Origin of the sequence: Spiractinospora alimapuensis (assembly GCF_018437505.1) — a bacterium.
GTDB lineage: Bacteria > Actinomycetota > Actinomycetes > Streptosporangiales > Streptosporangiaceae > Spiractinospora > Spiractinospora alimapuensis.
Genome location: NZ_CP072467.1, coordinates 3368902 through 3387442 on the forward strand (window position 1 = coordinate 3368902; position 18541 = coordinate 3387442).

Genomic DNA, 18541 nt, shown 5'->3' on the forward strand with positions numbered 1-18541 from the left:
CATACCTGCCATGGGGTCAGTGTCCCACGGGGTGTTCCCCACCCATTTCCGGGGCCGCCAGGGCCTGACCCGGACCGACGCGTGACCCACGCCTACGCGGCGCGGCTCGTACTGTGCCGCGCCGCGACGTGTCCGGCGCGATCCCGGTCCGACAGGTCCGACACCACGTTCGCGCGCTCGGCCTGGCGTGGCGGCCCACGACACAACGCCGGCCCCGACACACGGAGTGCGGGACCGGCGCAGTAGTGCGGAATTGCTCGATGTGGTGTTGTCGGGCGACGCGAGATCGGGTTACTTCTCGCTGGACGCCTCGGAGGTGGCCGCCTCCTCTGACCCGTTTCGGCTCGCACCGTCGGCGCCGGAGGGGACCGTGACCCCGGCGGCGGCGCCGTTTCCGTTGAGGGGGGCGCCCTCACGCGCCGGAACGGGGGTCGTCTCCTGGCCGTTGGGGACGGAACGCCGCTTGGACCACAGGATCGCCCCAACGATGGCGGCGACCGCCACGACGACGATGCCCAGACGTGCGGCGAGGTTGTCCTGCAGCATCACCACACTGGGGGCGACCAACAACGCCACCAGGTTCATCACCTTGAGCAGCGGGTTGATGGCCGGGCCGGCCGTGTCCTTGAACGGATCGCCCACGGTGTCACCGATGATGGTGGCCTCGTGCGAGTCCGACCCCTTGCCGCCGTGGTGCCCGTCCTCGACCAGCTTCTTGGCGTTGTCCCACGCACCCCCGGAGTTGGCGAGGAACACCGCCATGAGCACGCCCGCCGCGATGGCGCCGCCGAGGAACCCGCCGAGCGGTCCGTAGCCCAGAGCGAAGCCGACAGCGATCGGCGTGAGCACCGCGAGCAGGCCCGGCGTGATCAGTTCACGCAGGGAGTCCCGGGTGCAGATGTCGACGACGCGGCCGTACTCCGGTTCCTCGGTGCCGTCCATGATGCCCGGACGGGTGCGGAACTGGTTGCGGACCTCCTGAACGACCCGGCCGGCCGCACGGCCCACCGCCATGATGGCCAGACCGGAGAACAGGAAGACCACGGACGCGCCGATGATCACGCCCACGAGCACGTCCGGCACGTCGAGGGACATGCTGAACGCCTCGCCCTCGGGCAGGTAGCGCTCGACCGTCGTACGGAAGGCGCCGAACAAGGCGGTCGCCGCCAGGACGGCCGTCGCGATCGCGATCCCCTTGGTGATGGCCTTCGTGGTGTTACCGACGGCGTCGAGGCTCGTCAGCACGTCCGCGCCCTTGCCTTCGACGTCGCCGGACATCTCCGCGATGCCCTGGGCGTTGTCGGCGACCGGGCCGAAGGTGTCCATCGACACGATGACACCCACCGTGGTCAGCAGACCCGTACCGGCGAGGGCCACCGCGAAGAGGCTCAGTGTGAGGTCCCCCGAGCCGAGCTGGAACGCCGCGAACACGGTTCCCGCGATGAGGAGCGCCGAATAGACGGCGGACTCCAGCCCCACCGAGATGCCCGACAGAATCACGGTCGCCGCACCGGTCTCGGAGCTCTCCCCGATCTCCCGCACGGGACGACGGTCCGTCTCGGTGAAGTAGCCGGTGAGGAGTTGGATGGCGGCCGCGAGCACGAGCCCGAGGAGGACAGCGCCGACGACGAACAGGCGTGGGTCGCCGTCGAGGGCGGCGATCTCCGCGCCGACGCCCTGAGGGCCGCCCTCCCCGTAGTTCAGTCCCGCGTAGCTGGACGGGAGGTAGAAGTAGGCGGCGATGGCGACGAGGATCGCGGAGGCGCCCGCCGAGATGAAGAACCCGCGGTTGATGGCCGCCATCCCGGACTTGTCCCGGGCCATCGGCGTGACCGCGAAGACACCGATCACCGCGGTGATGACACCGATCATCGGCACCAGCAGCGGGAAGACCAGCCCGTGGAACCCGAACGCGGCCCAGCCGAGGATCAACGCCGCGACCAGGACCACAGCGTAGGACTCGAACAGGTCCGCGGCCATTCCGGCGCAGTCGCCGACATTGTCACCCACATTGTCGGCGATAGTCGCGGCGTTCCGGGGATCGTCCTCCGGAATATTCTGCTCGACCTTTCCGACGAGGTCGGCTCCCACGTCGGCGGCCTTGGTGAAGATTCCGCCACCAACACGCATGAACATGGCCAGCAGAGCCGCGCCAAATCCGAAGCCCTCCAGCACGATCGGGGCCTGATTGCCATAGAGCAGCACAACGACCGCCGCGCCGGCGAGACCAAGGCCCACGGTGAACATTCCGGCCACACCACCGGTACGGAAAGCGATACGCATCGCGTTCCGCTCACCGCCCGCACGGGCGGCGGCGGCCACACGGACGTTTCCACGCACCGCGAGCCACATGCCCATAAACCCGGTGAGCGCGGAGAATATCGCTCCCAAGGCGAAGAACGCCGAACGTCCCGCCCTGATCCACCAGTCGTCGGCTGGCAGCAACAGGAGCAACAGGGGAATCGCGACGGCGAATATGATCAAGGTGCGAAACTGGCGTTTCAGGTACGCCGCCGCACCTTCCTGCACCGCTCTCGCGATGTTCTGCATTCTCTCGGTGCCCTGGTCGGCATTGATGACCTCGCGGACGAGAGCTCCGGCGACGGCGAGCGCGAGCAGCGCCACCACCAGGATCACGACCGCCAGGGTGAGATCCATCCCTGCCAGGGTCAACACCGAGCCATCCTCGGCAGCGAGGTTCGGCTCAGACAATCCGTCCTCCTAGGCTCAATTCTGTGGGTCAGGTAGGAAGGGGTACATTCCCGTCGCCCCGCCCGGCGTCGCGGGCTTCTTCCGCTGCAGGTCTCGTGTACCCTCCCGCTTCTCACCCCGTATGCGGAGCGCTATTCACCTTGTGGTGAATTGTCCGGCAACGCTCACACCAGGGAAATGCGGTGTCGCCGTGCACTGCTCGACCGTTTCCGCGAGATGAACGCGGACGGTGTCCCGGGATTCTACGTGGCGCGGGTCTCACTGCCTAATGGAGGCCCAAGTTCAGTACGGAGTGTGAGGAGAGTTGGGAAGGTCGGCTTCGTGTGGAATAGGCCGAGAACATTCCGGATACGCGTCTGTTTCGGTGGGGCGTTTTCGTTCTTCGCCGGAAGACCCTTGGACGCCTGACTGCGCACAGTGACCGAAAACGGTGAACGGGGAATGTTTTAGCGCGGGGTGAGCATCGAGTCGACCGTCCGCTGTAACCAATCCACCAGAATCCCGCCCACCGCGTCGGGTTGTTCCTCGTGTGGGAAGTGGCCGGCCCCCGCGACGAACCGGAGAGTCCACGGCGCGTGCGCGTGGCGATGGGCGCTCTCCACCGCCGCCGCCGGAACCACGCGGTCCAGGGAGCCGTGGAGCCGCAGGGTCGGTACTCGAATCGGACGACGCATTCGTGCCCGGTAACGGCGGCCCTCGGTCCGCAGGGGGGAGCGCGCCATCCACCGGTGGGTCGCGAGCGCGCGACGCGCCACACCAGGGACCTGGAAGGCGTCCCGGTAGCGTCGCTCGGCGACCGGATCGGACCACCCCCGGGCGTACCCACGGCGCAGGAACGACACCATGGGGGCGGCGTCCGCGTGGAGTAGGCCTCGCTCGGCCAGGATCGGTGGCCGCCAACCCAGGACCTGGCGACGCAGCCTCCCCCGCGGAAGACCGAAAAGCGACCGCCACGTGCCGGGATGCGGCGTCGACAGGACGGCGAGACCGCGGACGAGTGAGGTGTGGACGGCCGCCGTCGTCCACGCGACGAGCCCGCCGGTTCCGTGCCCGACCACGACGGCGTCGCGGGCGCCGAGAGCGCGGATGACCCCCGCGGCGTCCGCCGCGAGGGTCAGAGGGTCGTATCCGCGAGGCGGCTTGTCACTGGCGCCGTACCCCCGCAGGTCCATGGCGACCGCGCGGTACCCGGCCTCGGCGAGGGAGACCAACTGACCACGCCAGGTCCACCAGAACTGGGGGAACCCGTGGAGGAGGAGCACCAGCGGCCCCTCGCCGTACTCGGCGACGTGGAACCGGCATCCCGCGGCACTGACCGTCCGATGGGCCCACGGGCCCTCGAGCAGGACCGTACGGACGTCAGACGCGATCGACGACCCCGTCGCCGGTGTCCTCGGGCTTGCGGTGTCTGATCGCCGCGAAGGTCTGTGGCAGGCTCGCCTTGGTCTCCGGTGTTCCCCGCATACCGCGGAACCGTCGCAGCCCCCAGAGGCCGAACACGATCACCAGGAGCAGGTAGAAGCCGGTGACGATGGCGAACGCGCCCCACAACGGCAGCCAGACGTAAAGGACGAAGCCGAGGGTCGCCGACAGCAGGATGATGAACAGGTGGGCGATGACCGCCGCGGCGGCGAACATGCCCGTACCGGTCGCCACAGCCTTGGCGTCATGGGCGATCTCGGCCTTGGCCAGCTCGATCTGAAGCCGAATGAGCTCGGCGAGTTCGGTGTTGGCGTCGGCGACGAGTTCACCCACGGAGCGTTCGCTCGGCGGCTCTTGACCCGCGCCCTCGTCGCCCGGCGTGGTCTGCGCCATTGGTCGACTCCCTTCCCCCGCACCTCACTGGTTTCAGGGAACGATCCTCGCACATGTGGACACCGGTCACCGCGAAGGCCCGGCGGGGAAGCGTCGATCCCCGCCGGATTCTCCGTTCGGTCGTCAGTCGTCGTCGGACGACTTGGGCAGACGCTCGGCGATCAGGTCCATGACCGACGAGTCCGTCAACGTCGAGACGTCGCCCATCGCACGGTGCTCCGCGACGTCCCGCAGCAGTCGGCGCATGATCTTGCCGCTACGGGTCTTGGGGAGCTCCGGGACGATGAGGACACGCTTGGGCTTGGCGATCGGCCCGAGCGACGCTCCCACGTGTTGACGCAGTTCCTCGTCCAGCCCGTCGTAGGCGTCCCCGCTGAGGATGACGAACGCGCTGATCGCCTGGCCCGTCACCTCGTCCTTGGCACCCACGACGGCGGACTCGGCCACCAACGGGTGGGAGACGAGCGCCGACTCGACCTCCGTGGTGGAGATGTTGTGTCCGGAGACCAGCATGACGTCGTCGACCCGGCCGAGCAGCCACAGGTCCCCGTCCTCGTCCCGTTTCGCGCCGTCGCCCGGGAAGTAAAGACCGGGGAACCGGGACCAGTAGGTGTCCTTGTACCGCTCGGGGTCGCCCCAGATGCCACGCAGCATCCCCGGCCAGGGTTCACGGACGACGATGTAGCCGCCACCGCCGTTCGGGACGGACTCGCCCTCGCTGTTGACGACGTCCACCGCGATGCCCGGGAGCGGTTGCATCGCGGCCCCGGGCTTGCCCTCGGTGATACCGGGCAGTGGCGACACCATGAACCCGCCGGTCTCGGTCTGCCACCAGGTGTCCATGACCGGAGTGCGGTCGTGGCCGATGTTGGTGCGGTACCAGACGTACGCCTCGGGGTTGATGGGCTCCCCGACCGACCCCAGGATCCGCAGGCTCGACAGGTCGTACTGGGCCGGGATGTCGTCACCCCACCGCATGAAGGTACGGATGGTGGTGGGCGCGGTGTACAGAAGCGTGACCCCGTACTTCTGCACGATCTCCCAGAAGCGGCCCTTGTGCGGCGTGTCCGGGGTTCCCTCGTACATCACCGACGTCGCGCCGTTGGAGAGCGGCCCGTAGACGATGTAGGAGTGTCCGGTCACCCAGCCGATGTCGGCCGCGGTCCAGTAGATGTCGCGTTCGGGCTTTAGGTCGAAGACCGCCCAGTGCGACCACGACACCTGGGTCAGGTACCCGCCGGTCGTGTGCAGGATGCCCTTGGGACGCGCGGTGGTACCACTCGTGTACATGATGTACAGCGGGTCCTCGGCGTCGTGCGCCTCCGGGACGTGCTCGGTGCTCTGGCGGTCCACGACGTCGTGCCACCAACGGTCCCGCCCGTCGGTCCACTCCACGTCCTGGCCGGTGCGGCGCACGACCAGAACGGTGTCGATGTGGGGGCGGTCCGCGAGCGCGGCGTCCACGTTGGGCTTGAGCGCACTGGGGGCCCCACGCCGGTAGCCGCCGTCGGCGGTGATGACGACCTTCGCGTCGGCGTCGTCGAGGCGGCCGGCCAGCGCGTCGGACGAGAAACCTCCGAACACCACCATGTGCACCGCGCCGATGCGGGCGCAGGCCAGCATCGCCACCACGGTCTCCGGGATCATCGGCATGTAGATCGCCACCCGGTCACCCTTGGTGACGCCCAGCTCCAGCAGCGCGTTGGACGCCTGGCACACCAGGTCCTGCAGCTCCGCGTAGGTGATCGTGCGCGAGTCGCCCGGCTCACCTTCCCAGTAATAGGCAACCCTGTCGCCGTTGCCCGCCGCCACGTGCCGGTCAACGCAGTTGACGGCCGCGTTCAGCGTCCCACCGACGAACCACTTCGAGAACGGCGGTTCCCACTCCAGAATGGTGTCCCAGGTGCGTTCCCACTGCAGTCGGCCGGCCTGCTCCGCCCAGAAGGCCTGGGGGTCGGCGGCGGCCCGCTCGTAGATGTTGTCCTCGGCACGCACGTTCGCGGAGGCTGCGAGCTCCGGCGGTGGGGAAAACCGCCGCTTCTCCTGAAGCAGGTTCGACAATGTCCGCTGTTCTGACTCCCGCTCCTGCGGAGTCTCACCCATCATCGCTCCTCTACCTTGTGACCGCATTGTCTGCGCCCGGAACCCAGTTGCAGGGACCACTTCATCAGGTCGACGCCGCTGCCCACAAGGTCCGCCGAGGGGCCACTCCCGACAAAACGGACCCGCGGGCCAGCCACCGGCACGTTTCCATGATCGATTTTTCATTTCCGCTGCTCGTGGGGGCCGGCCCTCCGCCCCGCGTCACCGTCGCCCCGGAGAAGGCATTCACGGTGTTGCGCACACAGGACAGGCGCACCGTCCACAAAGGAATCCCGCCGGAAAAAGGCAGCGGAGAAGGATCACTTCGGATTCAACCGGCGAGTCGGCATGGTAACGTTGCGTATCATCCTCCTTACCGTCATCCCGCACACTTGGGCCCCGTGACAGGTGCCCCTGGCGGCGACGTTACGAGTATGTGACTATGTTGGTGTCGCTCACCCGAAGTGAGCGCCCACGAACAACAACAGCCCCTCTGGAAAAGCGGAACCGGCTCCACCCCCCCGGAGCCGGACCGTGCGATGGCCCCCGCTCTCCCCCCGGCGGGGGCCATCTTGACGGGCGTGGTCGGTTCCCTCTCACCGAGAAGTCCGGAGTTCCCTCGGGCACTGTTTCACGAGGAACGTTCCCGGGCGGATTTTCCGCACCAGGCTTTCGGATCGGGCTCGTGTTCTCAGCCGGGCACTGTTCTCGTCGGTGCCCCATTGCGGAATCCGGGCGGAACGGCGCGTCGCCCATTCTGCCCGTTCGGCATTCGCGCGGGCTCTCCTGCCAGGCCGGTTATCCACACCCCGAGGAATGACGCTTTCCCGCCGTCACGCTCCGGGGTTGAGTGCTTTCTACGCACCCAACGCCCTTGGAGTCGCCGTGGCACCCGCGTCAGCAGCCAGTTCGTCCAGCCGACCGTCTCGCCGGTCGCCACTCCTCGTCACCGGCGACCCCACCCTGCTCGAAGAGGTACTGCGCCTCACCGCCGCGGTCGGAACCGATCCCGTCGTGGCCTCCGCAGTCGCGTTCGCCCGTCGTGACTGGGACGCGGCGGCGTTCGTGATCGTGGGAGCCGACCTCGCCGAGGCCATGGCGGAGCAGGCACCGCGCCGCCATCCCAACCTGGTGGTGGTCGGACACGCGCCCCAGGGCTCCCCGGACGAGGGAACCGTGGAGCTGTGGCGCTGCGGCGTCCGCCTCGGCGCCAGGGAGGTGTTGTTCCTTCCCGAGGGCGAGGCTCGACTGACGGAGCTGTGCACCGCGCCCGGCCCGGAGACGGCGCGGGCCGCCCATCTCGTCGCCGTGATCGGTGGGCGAGGGGGCGCCGGCGCGAGCCTGTTGTCGTCCGCACTGGCGCTCGCCGGCGTACGTCGAGGCGTACGGACCCTGTTGATCGACGCCGATCCGCTCGGCGGTGGCCTCGACCTGCTCCTCGGGCACGAGAACACGCCTGGGGTTCGTTGGCAGGACCTGCTGCAACGCCAGGGACGGATCAACGCGCACGCCCTGTTCGACGCCCTCCCCACGGCCTCCGGTTTCTCCCTCCTCACGTGGGAGCATCAGACCGGCCCTCCGCCGCCGGTGCCCACCACGGCGATGCGTTCGGTACTCGCCTCGGCCGCCGGCGCCGGCCTGCTGGTGGTGGACCTGCCCCGAACCCTGGACGAGGCCGCGCGAGAGACCGTTCTGGCCGCACACCACCTGCTGGTCCTCGTCCCTGACGACGTCCATTCCGTCGTGGCCGCGAGCCGGTTGTCGGCCGTCATCCGCACCCACACCCCGCGCGGTCGTGTCGTCGTGCGCCGCGACCGCGCGCGTGGGGTGTCCCCTGACGTGATCTCCACATCGGTCGGTCTTCCCCTCGCCGGCGAGCTTCCGGACGAACCGGGCCTGCGTGCCACGCTCGAACGCGGCACCATCCCCGCGGTGCGGAGGGGATCGCCGCTACGGACGTTCTGTGACGGTTTCCTCGCCGGTCTGGACGCTGGAGAGGCGGAGCCGTGAGCCAACCGGACCTACCCGGCCGACCGGGCGACCCCCAACTGCTGGAGCGGGTGCGGGCCCGACTTCTCGGCCAGGCCGGACCGGCCACGCCGTCCCGGGTCGCGGCCGCCGTCCGGGCGGAGGGGGAGATCCTGGGCGACGCCGAGGTCCTCGCTCTCTCCCGGGAGCTCGGGGCCGAGCTCACTGGCGCCGGCCCACTGGAGCCCCTGCTGGGTCGGCCGGAGATCACCGACATCCTGGTCAACGGCCCGCACGAGGTGTGGATCGAGGCCGGTCGGGGGCTGGAGCGCGTCCCTGAGGTGTCCTTCCCCGACGACGACGCCGTCCGGTCCCTGGCCCAACGGTTGGCGGCCCAGGCCGGGCGACGGTTGGACGCGGCCGCCCCCTGGATCGACGCCCGCCTCACGTCTGGCGCTCGGTTCCACGCGGTCCTCGCCCCGCTCAGCCCGGGAGGGACCTGTCTGTCGCTCCGGCTGCCCCGTCGGCGCGTCTTCACGCTCGCCGAACTCGTCGCGGCCCACGGCCTGCCACCGGAGGGGGCGGAGATCCTCCGCGGCATCGTGGCGGCCCGTCTCCCGTTCCTGATCTGCGGCGGCACCGGAAGCGGGAAGACCACGCTCCTGAGCGCCCTACTCAGCGTCGTCGCACCCAGCGAGCGCCTGATCCTCGTCGAGGACGCCCCCGAGCTCCGCCCCGACCACCCACACGTGGTCCAACTGCAGACCCGCCCGGCCAACATCGAGGACCGCGGCGGCGTGGAGATCCACCACCTGGTGCGACAGGCACTGCGCATGCGCCCGGACCGCCTCGTCGTCGGCGAGGTCCGTGGCCCCGAGGTGACGTCCCTCCTGAACGCCCTGAACACCGGCCACGAAGGGGGTGCCTGCACGCTCCACGCCAACACGGCCGCCGACGTCCCCGCCCGTCTCGAAGCACTCGGCTGCGCCGCCGGCCTCAGCCGCGCCGCGGTCCACAGTCAATTGGCCGCCACCCGCGTGGTCGTCGCCCACCTCACCCGCTCCGACACCGGCACCCGCCGCCTCGCGGAGATCTGCTGCCTCGCCCGCGACCCCACCGGCGTCGTCCAGTCCGTCCCGGCCGCCACCTTCAACCCAACCGGCGCCCTCACCCCCGGCCCCGCCTGGCCCGAGCTCTGTCGCCGCCTCCAGGGGCACTGGACCCCGGTAGAGGTCCCCCGATGATCCCCATCGCGGCGTCACCTGACCGACAGACTCAGTACGGAGGTCACCGATGATCGCCCTCGCGGCACTTCTCACCGGGCTCACCGTCGCGCTCCTTCCTCTTCCGTCGCTGGCCCAGGACCGTGTGCGGGCACTCCACCCGCCGCCCGCGGCGGCGCGTGGACCGGGGCTCCGGGGTGTCCGCCGCGGGCTTGCCCGGCGGGCGTCGGGGGTCGACCCTCGGGGCCTCGTGGTGGAACTGCTCTCCGCGCTGATGACGGAGCTGCGTTCAGGTCTCGCGCCCACCTCCGCGTTGTCGAACGCCGTGGACCAGTTCCGGGACCGGGCGGAGCGATTGGGGCGGGTTGGGCCGGCGCTCCTCGCCGTTGGGGAACGGGCTCGGGCGGGACATGATCCGGTTCCGGAGCTCCACCGTGCCGCGTCGATCGCGGGAGCCGAGGGGTTGGGGCGGCTCGCCGCCTGTTGGCGGGTCAGCGCGCGCACCGGCGCCGCGCTGGCGCCCGTGATCGGCCAGCTCGGCGACACCCTGCGCGCGGAGGAGGAGCAGCGCCAGGAACTCAGGGCACAGCTCGCGGGGCCGCGCGCCACGTCGGTGCTGCTGGCGGTCCTGCCGGCGATCGGGCTCGCGATGGGTGCGGGTTTGTCGACTCGTCCCCTGGTCTTCCTGCTCACCACTCCGGCCGGACTGGCCTGCCTCGCGGTGGGGATCACACTCGAGGTACTCGGGCTCATGTGGACCCGACGCATCGTCCGCGGTGCTCTGGGGAGGGCGGCCCTCCGTCCTCCGACACCATGAGCGTCGTCGCGGCGGTCACGGTCGGCCTGTCCGTCGCGTTCCTGCTGCTGCCCACGCTCTCGGTGCGGCGACTTCGCGCTCTGGAATCTCGGTCGGACGGCTCCACCGCCTCCCCACGGAGGGGCGGGCCGGCCGACGTGGCGAGTGTCAGTCGGCGCGAACGCGCCCGTCGGATCGACGAGGACGCTCCGACCGCGTTCGCGATGCTCGGCGCGGCCCTCCGTGCGGGGGTCGCCGTCCCCTCGGCTCTCGCGATCGTTGGGGACGCGCTTCCCGGCCCGCTCGGCGAGGAACTGCGCATGGCCGCGGACCACGCACGGCTGGGCGCCGATCCCACGTCCGCGTGGGACGCGGCACCGGACTCGGCCCTCACCGAGCTTGGCCGCACGCTCACACGTGCCAGCACGTCAGGAGCGCCAGTCGCCGACCTGCTCGACCAGGCGGCCTCGGACCGACGCCGCACCACCCACACCAACGCGCGGGCCCGCGCCCACCGTGCCGGCGTGCTCGTCGTCCTCCCGCTCGGTCTGTGCTTCCTCCCGGCGTTCGTACTCATCGGCATCGCCCCACTCGCCGCCGGACTCCTGCTTGACCTCGCCTGACGGGCTCCGCGGAATCGGGCGATGGGCGCACGTCGACGGCTTGTCCACAGGCTGGGGAACCGCGCTGGCGATCAGCCCCGACCGTGTCCACCCTGTGGGCACCCTTCCCCGTTCCTGGGGACCAGCCCACTCCTGGGAGGTTCTGATGCGTGTGATTCCGCGGTACCCGTTCGAAAGCGACGACGCCGGCATGTCGACGGCGGAGTACGCGTTGGGCACGGTGAGCGCGTGTGCCTTCGCCGCCGTCCTCTACGTGATCCTCACCAGCACCCAGGTCGGTGACGTCCTGACGGCGCTGGTCACCGACGCGCTACAGCTCAGTGGCTAGAGCCGCGCGAGTCGACCGGGGGACCGTCACCGCGGAGATCGCGGTCGGACTGCCGTCCCTGATCCTGGTGTTGGTGGTGACGCTGGGCGCCGTACAGGCGGTGGCGACACAGGTCGCCTGTGTGGACGCGGCACGACTCGCCGCCCGCGCCCTCGCCCGGGGCGACCCGGTCGAGGCCGCCGAGGGTGTCGCCTTGGCGAGCGCCCCGGCGGACGCGGAGATCATCACCGACATCGACGCCTCTCACGCACGGGTGGTGGTACGTGCCCCGGTCGACGTTGTGGTGGGCCGCACACCCCTCACCGTTCACGGTGAGGCGGCCACACCACTGGAGGAACCCCCGTGACCCGGGACCGCGGTTCCGGAACGATCTGGGTGCTGACCTGGTGCGTCCTGGTGTGGTTCGTCGCCCTCACCTTCGTGCTCCTGGGGTCGGTCCGAGTGGACCGCCACCGCGCCGCGACCGCCGCCGACCTCGCGGCCCTCGCCACCGCCCAACGCGACGCCCGTGGCGCCTCGACCCCCTGCGCCGCGGCTGAGGAGGTCGCCGCCGCCAATGACGCGGAACTCGTCGAATGCACCGTGCGCGGCACCGTCGCCGACATCACCGTCGAACTCCCACTACGTCACTGGCCCGCCACCGTCACCGCGCGCTCCCGAGCCGGCCCCGGAACACCGCCGTGACGCCTACCCCGTCCCCGGCCGCCACCCCCAGTCCGCCGACTAGGTGGTGAGCGGGGACGGTGCGGGATGGCCACTCACGCTGGAAACGCCTCGACCACGAACGCTGGCGCGGCCCCGTTGGGGGTGTTCACACGCCGAGTTCGGCGATGAGGGACAGGGCACCCGACTTGCTCAGAGGGTCGTTGCCATTGCCGCATTTGGGGGACTGGATACAGGACGGGCAGCCGTTGGCACAGGGGCAGGTGGCGATCGCCTCGTGGGTGGCCGCGAGCCAGGACTCGGCGGCTTCGTAGCCGCGTTCGGCGAAGCCGGCCCCGCCCGGATAGCCGTCGTACACGAAGACCGTGAGTGTGCCGGTGTCGACGTGCCCGGTCGTGGAGAGACCGCCGATGTCCCAGCGGTCACAGGTGGCGAAGAGGGGGAGGAGACCGATGGCGGCGTGTTCCGCGGCGTGCGCGGCACCGCGGAGTTCCACGTCCTCGGCGCCGAGGCGTTCGCAGACCTCCGGGGCGAGCGTCCACCACACGGCTTTGGATCGCAGGACTCGTTCCGGGAGGTCCAGGGGTTCCTCGCCCAGGACGGCGCCGGTTCGGACGTCGCGTTTCAGGTAGCCCACGACCTGGCGACGGACCTCTACCTCGCCGAAGTGCAGGCGGGCGTTGGGGCCGAACGCGCGTGAGCGGATCTCCCGCAGCACCGCGATCTCGGTGACGTCCCGGGCCCACGTCGTGTACTGGGGGTCGGCGGCGTGCACCAACGCGACGCCCGACTCCAGGTCCAGTTCGTCCACCACGTAGGTCGCGCCCTGGTGCAGGTGGACCGCTCCGCTGTGCACGCTGGCGTGCGCCGCGCCCTCGTCCACGGTCCCCAGCAGCTGCCCCGTCTCCGCGTCGGCGATTTGCACCGGCGGGCCGCCCGCGCCACGCAGGTCGACCAGGGACGCGGCGCGCTCGCGTTTCGTCCAGAACCAGCCGCGTGGACGGCGGCGCAAGAGGCCTTGGAGGCTGAGGTCCTCCACGGTCTCCGGGGCGGCGGGGCCGAACAGGTCCAGGTCGCCCTCGCGCAGCGGCATCTCCTCGGCGGCGGCGCACAGGTGCGGGCCGAGCACGTGCGGGTTGTCGGGGTCGAGGACGGAGGACTCCACTGGACGGTCGAAGACCGCCTCGGGGTGGTGGACGAGGTAGGTGTCGAGTGGATCGTCCCGCGCGATGAACACCGCGAGGGCGTCCTGCCCCGATCGACCCGCGCGCCCCGCCTGCTGCCACAGCGACGCCAGGGTCCCCGGCCACCCGGCGATCACCACGGCGTCCACCCCGGCGATGTCGACCCCCAGTTCCAGGGCGTTGGTGGCGGCGAGGCCCAGCACCGCTCCACTGCGCACGTCGCGCTCGAGCCGCCGCCGGTCCTCGGCCAGGTATCCCGCCCGGTAGGCGGCGACCCGCTCCGCGATCGGCTCCCCGTGGCGTTCGGCGAGGTGGCGCCGCGCGGTCACCGAGACGACCTCCGCGCCCTGTCGGGAACGCACGAACGCCAGGGTCTGTACCCCCTGTCCGACCAACGTGGCCAGCACGTCGGCGGCCTCGGCGGTGGCCGATCGGCGGATGACCTCTCCGTCTCCGCCGCGTCCCCGGGAGGACGGGCTCCGTTCGGGCTCGGGCTCGACGAGTGCGACGCAGGTGGCGCCGTGGGGCGCGCCGTCGGTCGCCACGGGCGTCACGGGCAGGCCGATCAACCGGCTCGCACTAACCTCGGGCTCGGCGGAGGTGGCCGAGGCGAGGACGAACGTGGGTGCCGACCGGTAGCCCGCGCAGACACGGCGCAGGCGGCGGATCACGTGGGCGATGTGGGACCCGAAGACGCCCCGATACCGGTGGGACTCGTCGATGACCACGTACCGCAACCGACGGAGGAACCCGCTCCAGGCGGCGTGCCGACCGAGGAAAGCGTGGTGCAGCATGTCCGGATTGGTGAGGACGAGGTTCGCGTTGCGCCTGATCCACGTACGGTCCGCCGGCCGGGTGTCGCCGTCGTAGGTGGCGACGGTGAGGTCGGGCAGGCCCAGTGCCCGCAGCGAACGTTCCTGGTCGGCGGCCAGGGCCTTCGTCGGCGCCATGTACAGCACCGTCCCGCCGCTCTGGATCGCGTCCACGCTCGGCAGGAGGAATCCCAGTGACTTGCCGGACGCCGTTCCAGTGGCCATGATCACGTGCTCGCCCGCGCGCGCGAGCTCCGCGGCGTGGGCCTGGTGTGACCACGGGGCGCTGATTCCGAGCGCCGCGAGGCGTTCCCGGAGGTCATCGCCCACCCACTCCGGCCAGTCGACGGTGACGCCGCTGCGCTTCGGCAGCGTCCGCACATGCGCGATGTCAGAGGGCAGCCCACGTCCCGGCCCGGCGCTGAGCAGCTCTGACCACGGATTCACACGAATACCTCCCCACGTCGCAGGATACGAACCAATGAACGGGTAAGTATCAACACGGACGCAGTGCCGACCGCGCGGTACCGTGGGTTTCTCGGCGATAGCCCGCAAATGCGCGAGTCAAACGTGGTTGAATGCCGCACTGCGGGGTAACGCCCGGCACAGACCCCACGCGGCCGACGGCCGCGGTACGGCGCTGGAGGACTAGTGGACTTGAAGCTGGAACACTACACCGAGGACGACACCGAGATCGTGGTCGTTGAGGGTGAGATCGACGTCTATACCGCCCCCCGGCTGCGCGAGCTTCTCATCGACCTGGTGAACCAGGGACGATTCCACTTGGTCGTGGACATGGAGAAGGTGGAGTTCCTGGACTCGACCGGCCTTGGGGTACTTGTCGGCGGCCTGAAGCGGGTGCGCGCGCACGACGGCACCCTGGACCTCGTGTGCAAGCAGGAGCGCATTCTGAAGATCTTCCGCATCACCGGACTGACCAAGGTCTTCGGGATTCATGACACGGTCCGCGATGCGATCGATAACCGCAAGACGCAGTAGCAAAAACGGTTAGCGATGGCACTCGTTCAGCTTTCGATCAGCGCGTTGCCCGTCCATGTTCGTACGGCGCGGCTCGTCGCTTCCGCCGTCGCCCGCCGCTCAGGCCTCCCGGAGTCAGCACTTGACGAGGTACGGCTCGCGGTCGGCGAGGCCTGCTCTCGTGCGGTGGAGAACCATCGCACCCACTGCCCGCAGCAACCGATCACCGTCGAGCTGCGGGAGCACATCCAGTCATCCCCCGGCCCCGGCCGGTTCGAGGTGACGGTTCTGGATCGGGCCCCGGGAGCCGAGCGGCCCCCGGGTGGTGGCGGTGTCCCGACCGCCGCCCTGCCCTACGCGGAGGCGGGGGAGGTCTCCGGGCTGTCCCCCGACATCGGCCTCGCGGTGATCAGCGGTCTCGCGGATCAGGTCGACGTCGAGGGCTCGGCGAACGGTACGACGATTCGGATGAGCTGGCCCATCGGCGACCAGCAACCGTCGGAGACCGGCACCCGCACCGGCGAGTTCAGCGGCTGACGCGACGCGGTGCGTCGCGGCGAGACCGGCGACGCACCGCGCGAACACCGACAATCCCCCGGCGCGGCCCCGAGCGGAGGTGTCCACGGTCGGGTGCCCCGACTCGTGCGCGCCTGTGTCCGACAGCGCGTGCCGCGGGGAGGTCCCCTCGCGACCCCCTAGTCACACCCCTGGGTCGATACCGGCTCGGTCGCCGCGACACCCTCCTCGGCGTTCTCCGCCACCTCCTCCGCGGTCAGCACGTACCCGGTCTCCGTCTCCTGCGTCGCCGCCGCGAAGACCACCCCGTACACGGTCCCGTCCGGTGCCAACAGCGGGCCGCCGGAGTTCCCGGGCTGGACGTTGGCACGCACCTGGAAGATCTCTCGGCTGACCTGCTGTTCCTGGTAGAAGTCCGGCCCCTGCGCCGACTGGCGGACCCGGATGCGGGCCGGCATCACCGTGAACCCGCTGTTGCGCGGGAATCCCGCGACGACGGCGTCGTCACCCGCCTCACCCTCGGTGTCGAACTCCAGCGGCTCCAGGCCGAGGCCCTCGACCTCCAGCACGGCGAGGTCCTGCTGGGGGTCGTACAGAACGACGGTGGCCGGAAGCTGCTCACCGGAGCGGGTGACCACGCGCAGGTCCTCGCGAACGCCGGCGACCACGTGGGCGTTGGTCATGATCCGGTCCGGGGCGTAGGCGAATCCCGTCCCCTCGACCCGGCGTTCGCAGTCGGGAGCGGCCCCCAGGACCTTGACCACGCTCTGCCCGGCGTCCCGGAGCTCCTCGGTGTTCAGTACGTCGGGGTCGGGCGGCTCCACCTCGATGGGGGTGCCCGGGCCGATCCCGCTGAAGACCTGGGGGAACTCGCTCTGGTCCACGGCCTGACGGAACTCGGAGAACCACGTGTTGACGCCGTCGGGGATGGCACGATCCACGGCGTGCAGTACCCGGGAGTTCTCGATCTGGTTGCTGACCACCGGGATGGAGGAGTTGGCGAGCGCGCTCCCGATGAGCCATGCGATGAGCAGAACCGCCGAGGCGTTCACCACGACCCCGCCCAGGGCGTCCAGGACACGAACGGAGTCCCCGGTGACACGGTTGCGTAGGAGGGCCCCCAGGTAGGAGGCCGAGAACTGGCCCACGGCGGCGCTCAGGAAGACCGCCGCGACCGCGAGCAGCGCCTGCTGTCCGGGATCGGAGACCAGTTCCATGATCAACGGGGGAAGGCCGATCGCGGCGGCGATACCACCACCCAGGAGGCCCGCGAAGCTCAGTACGCCGACGATGAACCCCTGGCGGTACCCAGCGAGCGCGAAGAGCAGAGCCACCGCGACGAGGATTACGTCCAGCACGGCGCCCTCCGATGCTCCTGCCCCCAGAGTAGCGTCGGAGCACTCACCCGAGCAGGGACTCCACGCTGACCACCTCTGGGTTGTCCTGATTGGGCGGCTCCCACCCGGCCAGTGTCAACAGGTCGTTGAGCACTCCGGCCGTGAAGCCCCACACCACCATTCCTCGTACCCGAAACGCCACCCCACTCCGCTTGGGTCCGTAGACGACGCGCAGGCGGTTCCCGGGATCGATCAGCTCCCGGACCGGTACCCGAGCCACTCCGGCGACCTCGCGCGGGTCCGCGACCCGCACCGGACCCGGTACGCGCCACCAGGCGAGAATCGGCGTCACCCGGTTTCCGCTGTTGGACAGGTACACCTCGGGCAGCTCCGCCAGTACGGTCACGCCGCTGGGGTCCAGCCCGGTCTCCTCCTGCGCCTCCCGCAGCGCGCACTGCGCGGCACTGCCGTCATCGGGCTCCACGGCCCCGCCGGGGAAAGCGGGCTGCCCGGCGTGGTGACGCAGGCTGTCGCCGCGTTGCGTGAGGAGAACGTCCGGACCGTCCTCTCCGTTCCCGAAGAGCACCAGGATGGCGGATCGGCGCCCTCCCTCCTCCGGGGGACGCATCAGGAGCGGGACCGGCGCGTCGATAGCCCGGTCGCGCAGGGAGAGGAGCCACTCCGGAGGTGGCGTCCCGGTCACGAGAACGGCCCCTGCCGCACCAGCTTGCGCGCGGCCGCCTCGTCGGTCGGCCCCTCACCGAAGGACGGGCACATGGGGGCGAGCGTGCAGGCCCCGCACGCCGGCCGTCGGGCGTGGCACACGCGGCGCCCGTGCCAGATCAGGCGGTGCGACAGCAGGGTCCAGTCCTTGGCGGGGAAGAGCGTGGCCACCGCGGACTCGATCTTCTCCGGGGTGGACTCGTCCGTCCACTTGAACCGGCGCACCAGGCGGGAGAAGTGGGTGTCGACCGTGAGACCGGGCACACCGAACGCGTTTCCGAGCACCACGTTGGCCGTCTTTCGTCCCACCCCCGGCAACGTCACCAGATCGGCCAGGCGCCCGGGAACCTCGCCGCCGTACCGGTCGCACAGTTCCTGTCCCAACCGCAGGATGCTGTCGGCCTTGGAACGGAAGAAACCGGTGGAACGGATGAGCTCCTCGAGTTCGGTCCGGTCCGCCGCGGCGTAGTCCTCGGCGGAGCGGTAGCGCTCGAACAACGCGGGCGTGACCATATTGACCCGCTTGTCGGTGCACTGCGCGGACAGAATCGTCGCGACCAGCAGCTCCAAGGAGTTAGTGAAATCAAGCTCACAGTGCGCGTCGGGATACAGCCGCACCAACTCCGGTACATCCGCCGTGCCCGCCGCACGAGGGCGAGGCGGGTTTCCCCCGTGGGTGTGGGTTCCTCGTACCGCTGCGAGGCCGCGGCTGGCGCAGTGGAGTGGTGCACAACTCCCAAGACTACGGACTCCGCCAAGTTGGGTGTCCGAGGACCACGAC

The 18541-nt window shown here is 70.2% G+C and carries 16 protein-coding genes and 1 pseudogene; 9 read left to right on the forward strand and 8 right to left on the reverse strand.

Annotated features, from left to right (window positions below):
* Positions 1-291: 291 nt before the first annotated feature.
* The 4 genes from J4H86_RS15600 to acs all read right to left on the reverse strand — a co-directional run bounded on the left by J4H86_RS15600 (position 292) and on the right by acs (position 6630).
* Positions 292-2712: a sodium-translocating pyrophosphatase gene (locus J4H86_RS15600; RefSeq protein WP_236538411.1), complete on the reverse strand. Its 2421-nt coding sequence runs from the start codon at positions 2710-2712 to the stop codon at positions 292-294.
* Positions 2713-3158: 446 nt separating this feature from the next.
* Positions 3159-3974, reverse strand: a complete 816-nt coding sequence (locus J4H86_RS15605) for an alpha/beta fold hydrolase (RefSeq protein WP_330932421.1) — start codon at positions 3972-3974, stop codon at positions 3159-3161.
* 97 nt (positions 3975-4071) lie between these two features.
* Positions 4072-4527 (reverse strand): phage holin family protein, encoded by a 456-nt coding sequence (locus J4H86_RS15610; RefSeq protein ID WP_236538413.1) that lies wholly within the window; start codon positions 4525-4527, stop codon positions 4072-4074.
* Between the two features lie 123 nt (positions 4528-4650).
* Positions 4651-6630 (reverse strand): acetate--CoA ligase, encoded by a 1980-nt coding sequence (gene acs, locus J4H86_RS15615; protein WP_236538414.1) that lies wholly within the window; start codon positions 6628-6630, stop codon positions 4651-4653.
* Positions 6631-7494: 864 nt separating this feature from the next.
* Here acs and ssd point away from each other — a divergent pair.
* From ssd to J4H86_RS15650, 7 genes are all read left to right on the forward strand, one after another.
* Entirely contained in the window at positions 7495-8619 is a 1125-nt protein-coding gene (ssd, locus tag J4H86_RS15620; protein ID WP_236538415.1) for a septum site-determining protein Ssd, read from the forward strand.
* Positions 8616-9821, forward strand: a complete 1206-nt coding sequence (locus tag J4H86_RS15625; protein WP_236538416.1) for a TadA family conjugal transfer-associated ATPase — start codon at positions 8616-8618, stop codon at positions 9819-9821. The genes ssd and J4H86_RS15625 overlap by 4 nt, the downstream gene beginning before the upstream one ends.
* A gap of 49 nt (positions 9822-9870) precedes the next feature.
* Positions 9871-10617: a type II secretion system F family protein gene (locus tag J4H86_RS15630; RefSeq protein WP_236538417.1), complete on the forward strand. Its 747-nt coding sequence runs from the start codon at positions 9871-9873 to the stop codon at positions 10615-10617.
* On the forward strand, positions 10614-11219 hold the full coding sequence (locus J4H86_RS15635) for a type II secretion system F family protein (protein ID WP_236538419.1): 606 nt from the start codon (positions 10614-10616) through the stop codon (positions 11217-11219). The genes J4H86_RS15630 and J4H86_RS15635 overlap by 4 nt, the downstream gene beginning before the upstream one ends.
* Positions 11220-11364: 145 nt before the next feature.
* Positions 11365-11547, forward strand: a complete 183-nt coding sequence (locus tag J4H86_RS15640; RefSeq protein WP_236538421.1) for a DUF4244 domain-containing protein — start codon at positions 11365-11367, stop codon at positions 11545-11547.
* A complete protein-coding gene (locus J4H86_RS15645; RefSeq protein WP_236538423.1) occupies positions 11540-11893 on the forward strand; it encodes a TadE family type IV pilus minor pilin in 354 nt (117 codons plus the stop codon). The genes J4H86_RS15640 and J4H86_RS15645 overlap by 8 nt, the downstream gene beginning before the upstream one ends.
* Positions 11890-12231: an Rv3654c family TadE-like protein gene (locus J4H86_RS15650; RefSeq protein ID WP_236538424.1), complete on the forward strand. Its 342-nt coding sequence runs from the start codon at positions 11890-11892 to the stop codon at positions 12229-12231. The genes J4H86_RS15645 and J4H86_RS15650 overlap by 4 nt, the downstream gene beginning before the upstream one ends.
* Positions 12232-12358: 127 nt before the next feature.
* Here the strand turns inward: J4H86_RS15650 and J4H86_RS15655 are convergent, their stop codons facing one another.
* On the reverse strand, positions 12359-14653 hold the full coding sequence (locus tag J4H86_RS15655) for a DEAD/DEAH box helicase (RefSeq protein ID WP_394356379.1): 2295 nt from the start codon (positions 14651-14653) through the stop codon (positions 12359-12361).
* A gap of 204 nt (positions 14654-14857) precedes the next feature.
* Here J4H86_RS15655 and J4H86_RS15660 point away from each other — a divergent pair, with 204 nt between their 5' ends.
* Together J4H86_RS15660 and J4H86_RS15665 are read left to right on the forward strand one after the other, a co-directional pair.
* Entirely contained in the window at positions 14858-15205 is a 348-nt protein-coding gene (locus tag J4H86_RS15660) for an STAS domain-containing protein (protein ID WP_236538425.1), read from the forward strand.
* A gap of 15 nt (positions 15206-15220) precedes the next feature.
* Positions 15221-15721, forward strand: a complete 501-nt coding sequence (locus J4H86_RS15665; protein ID WP_236538427.1) for an ATP-binding protein — start codon at positions 15221-15223, stop codon at positions 15719-15721.
* A 158-nt stretch (positions 15722-15879) separates the two neighbouring features.
* Here J4H86_RS15665 and J4H86_RS15670 read toward each other — a convergent pair whose 3' ends face one another.
* From J4H86_RS15670 to nth, 3 genes and pseudogenes are all read right to left on the reverse strand, one after another.
* Positions 15880-17058 carry a MarP family serine protease gene (locus J4H86_RS15670; protein ID WP_236538430.1) on the reverse strand — a complete coding sequence of 393 codons (1179 nt, stop codon included), beginning with the start codon at positions 17056-17058 and terminating at the stop codon, positions 15880-15882.
* Positions 17059-17101: 43 nt separating this feature from the next.
* A complete protein-coding gene (locus J4H86_RS15675) occupies positions 17102-17740 on the reverse strand; it encodes an NUDIX hydrolase (protein WP_236538432.1) in 639 nt (212 codons plus the stop codon).
* Positions 17737-18392: pseudogene (gene nth, locus J4H86_RS15680) on the reverse strand (endonuclease III). The gene J4H86_RS15675 and the pseudogene nth overlap by 4 nt, the downstream one beginning before the upstream one ends.
* Between the last annotated feature and the right edge of the window lie 149 nt (positions 18393-18541).

What these genes read in the sequence shown, in the direction of transcription:
- J4H86_RS15610 (WP_236538413.1), bottom strand. Translation starts at nt 4,527, where the DNA reads ATGGCGCAGACCACGCCGGGCGACGAGGGCGCGGGTCAAGAGCCGCCG.
- acs (WP_236538414.1), bottom strand. Translation starts at nt 6,630, where the DNA reads ATGGGTGAGACTCCGCAGGAGCGGGAGTCAGAACAGCGGACATTGTCG.
- J4H86_RS15630 (WP_236538417.1), top strand. Translation starts at nt 9,871, where the DNA reads ATGATCGCCCTCGCGGCACTTCTCACCGGGCTCACCGTCGCGCTCCTT.
- J4H86_RS15635 (WP_236538419.1), top strand. Translation starts at nt 10,614, where the DNA reads ATGAGCGTCGTCGCGGCGGTCACGGTCGGCCTGTCCGTCGCGTTCCTG.
- J4H86_RS15640 (WP_236538421.1), top strand. Translation starts at nt 11,365, where the DNA reads ATGCGTGTGATTCCGCGGTACCCGTTCGAAAGCGACGACGCCGGCATG.
- J4H86_RS15665 (WP_236538427.1), top strand. Translation starts at nt 15,221, where the DNA reads ATGGCACTCGTTCAGCTTTCGATCAGCGCGTTGCCCGTCCATGTTCGT.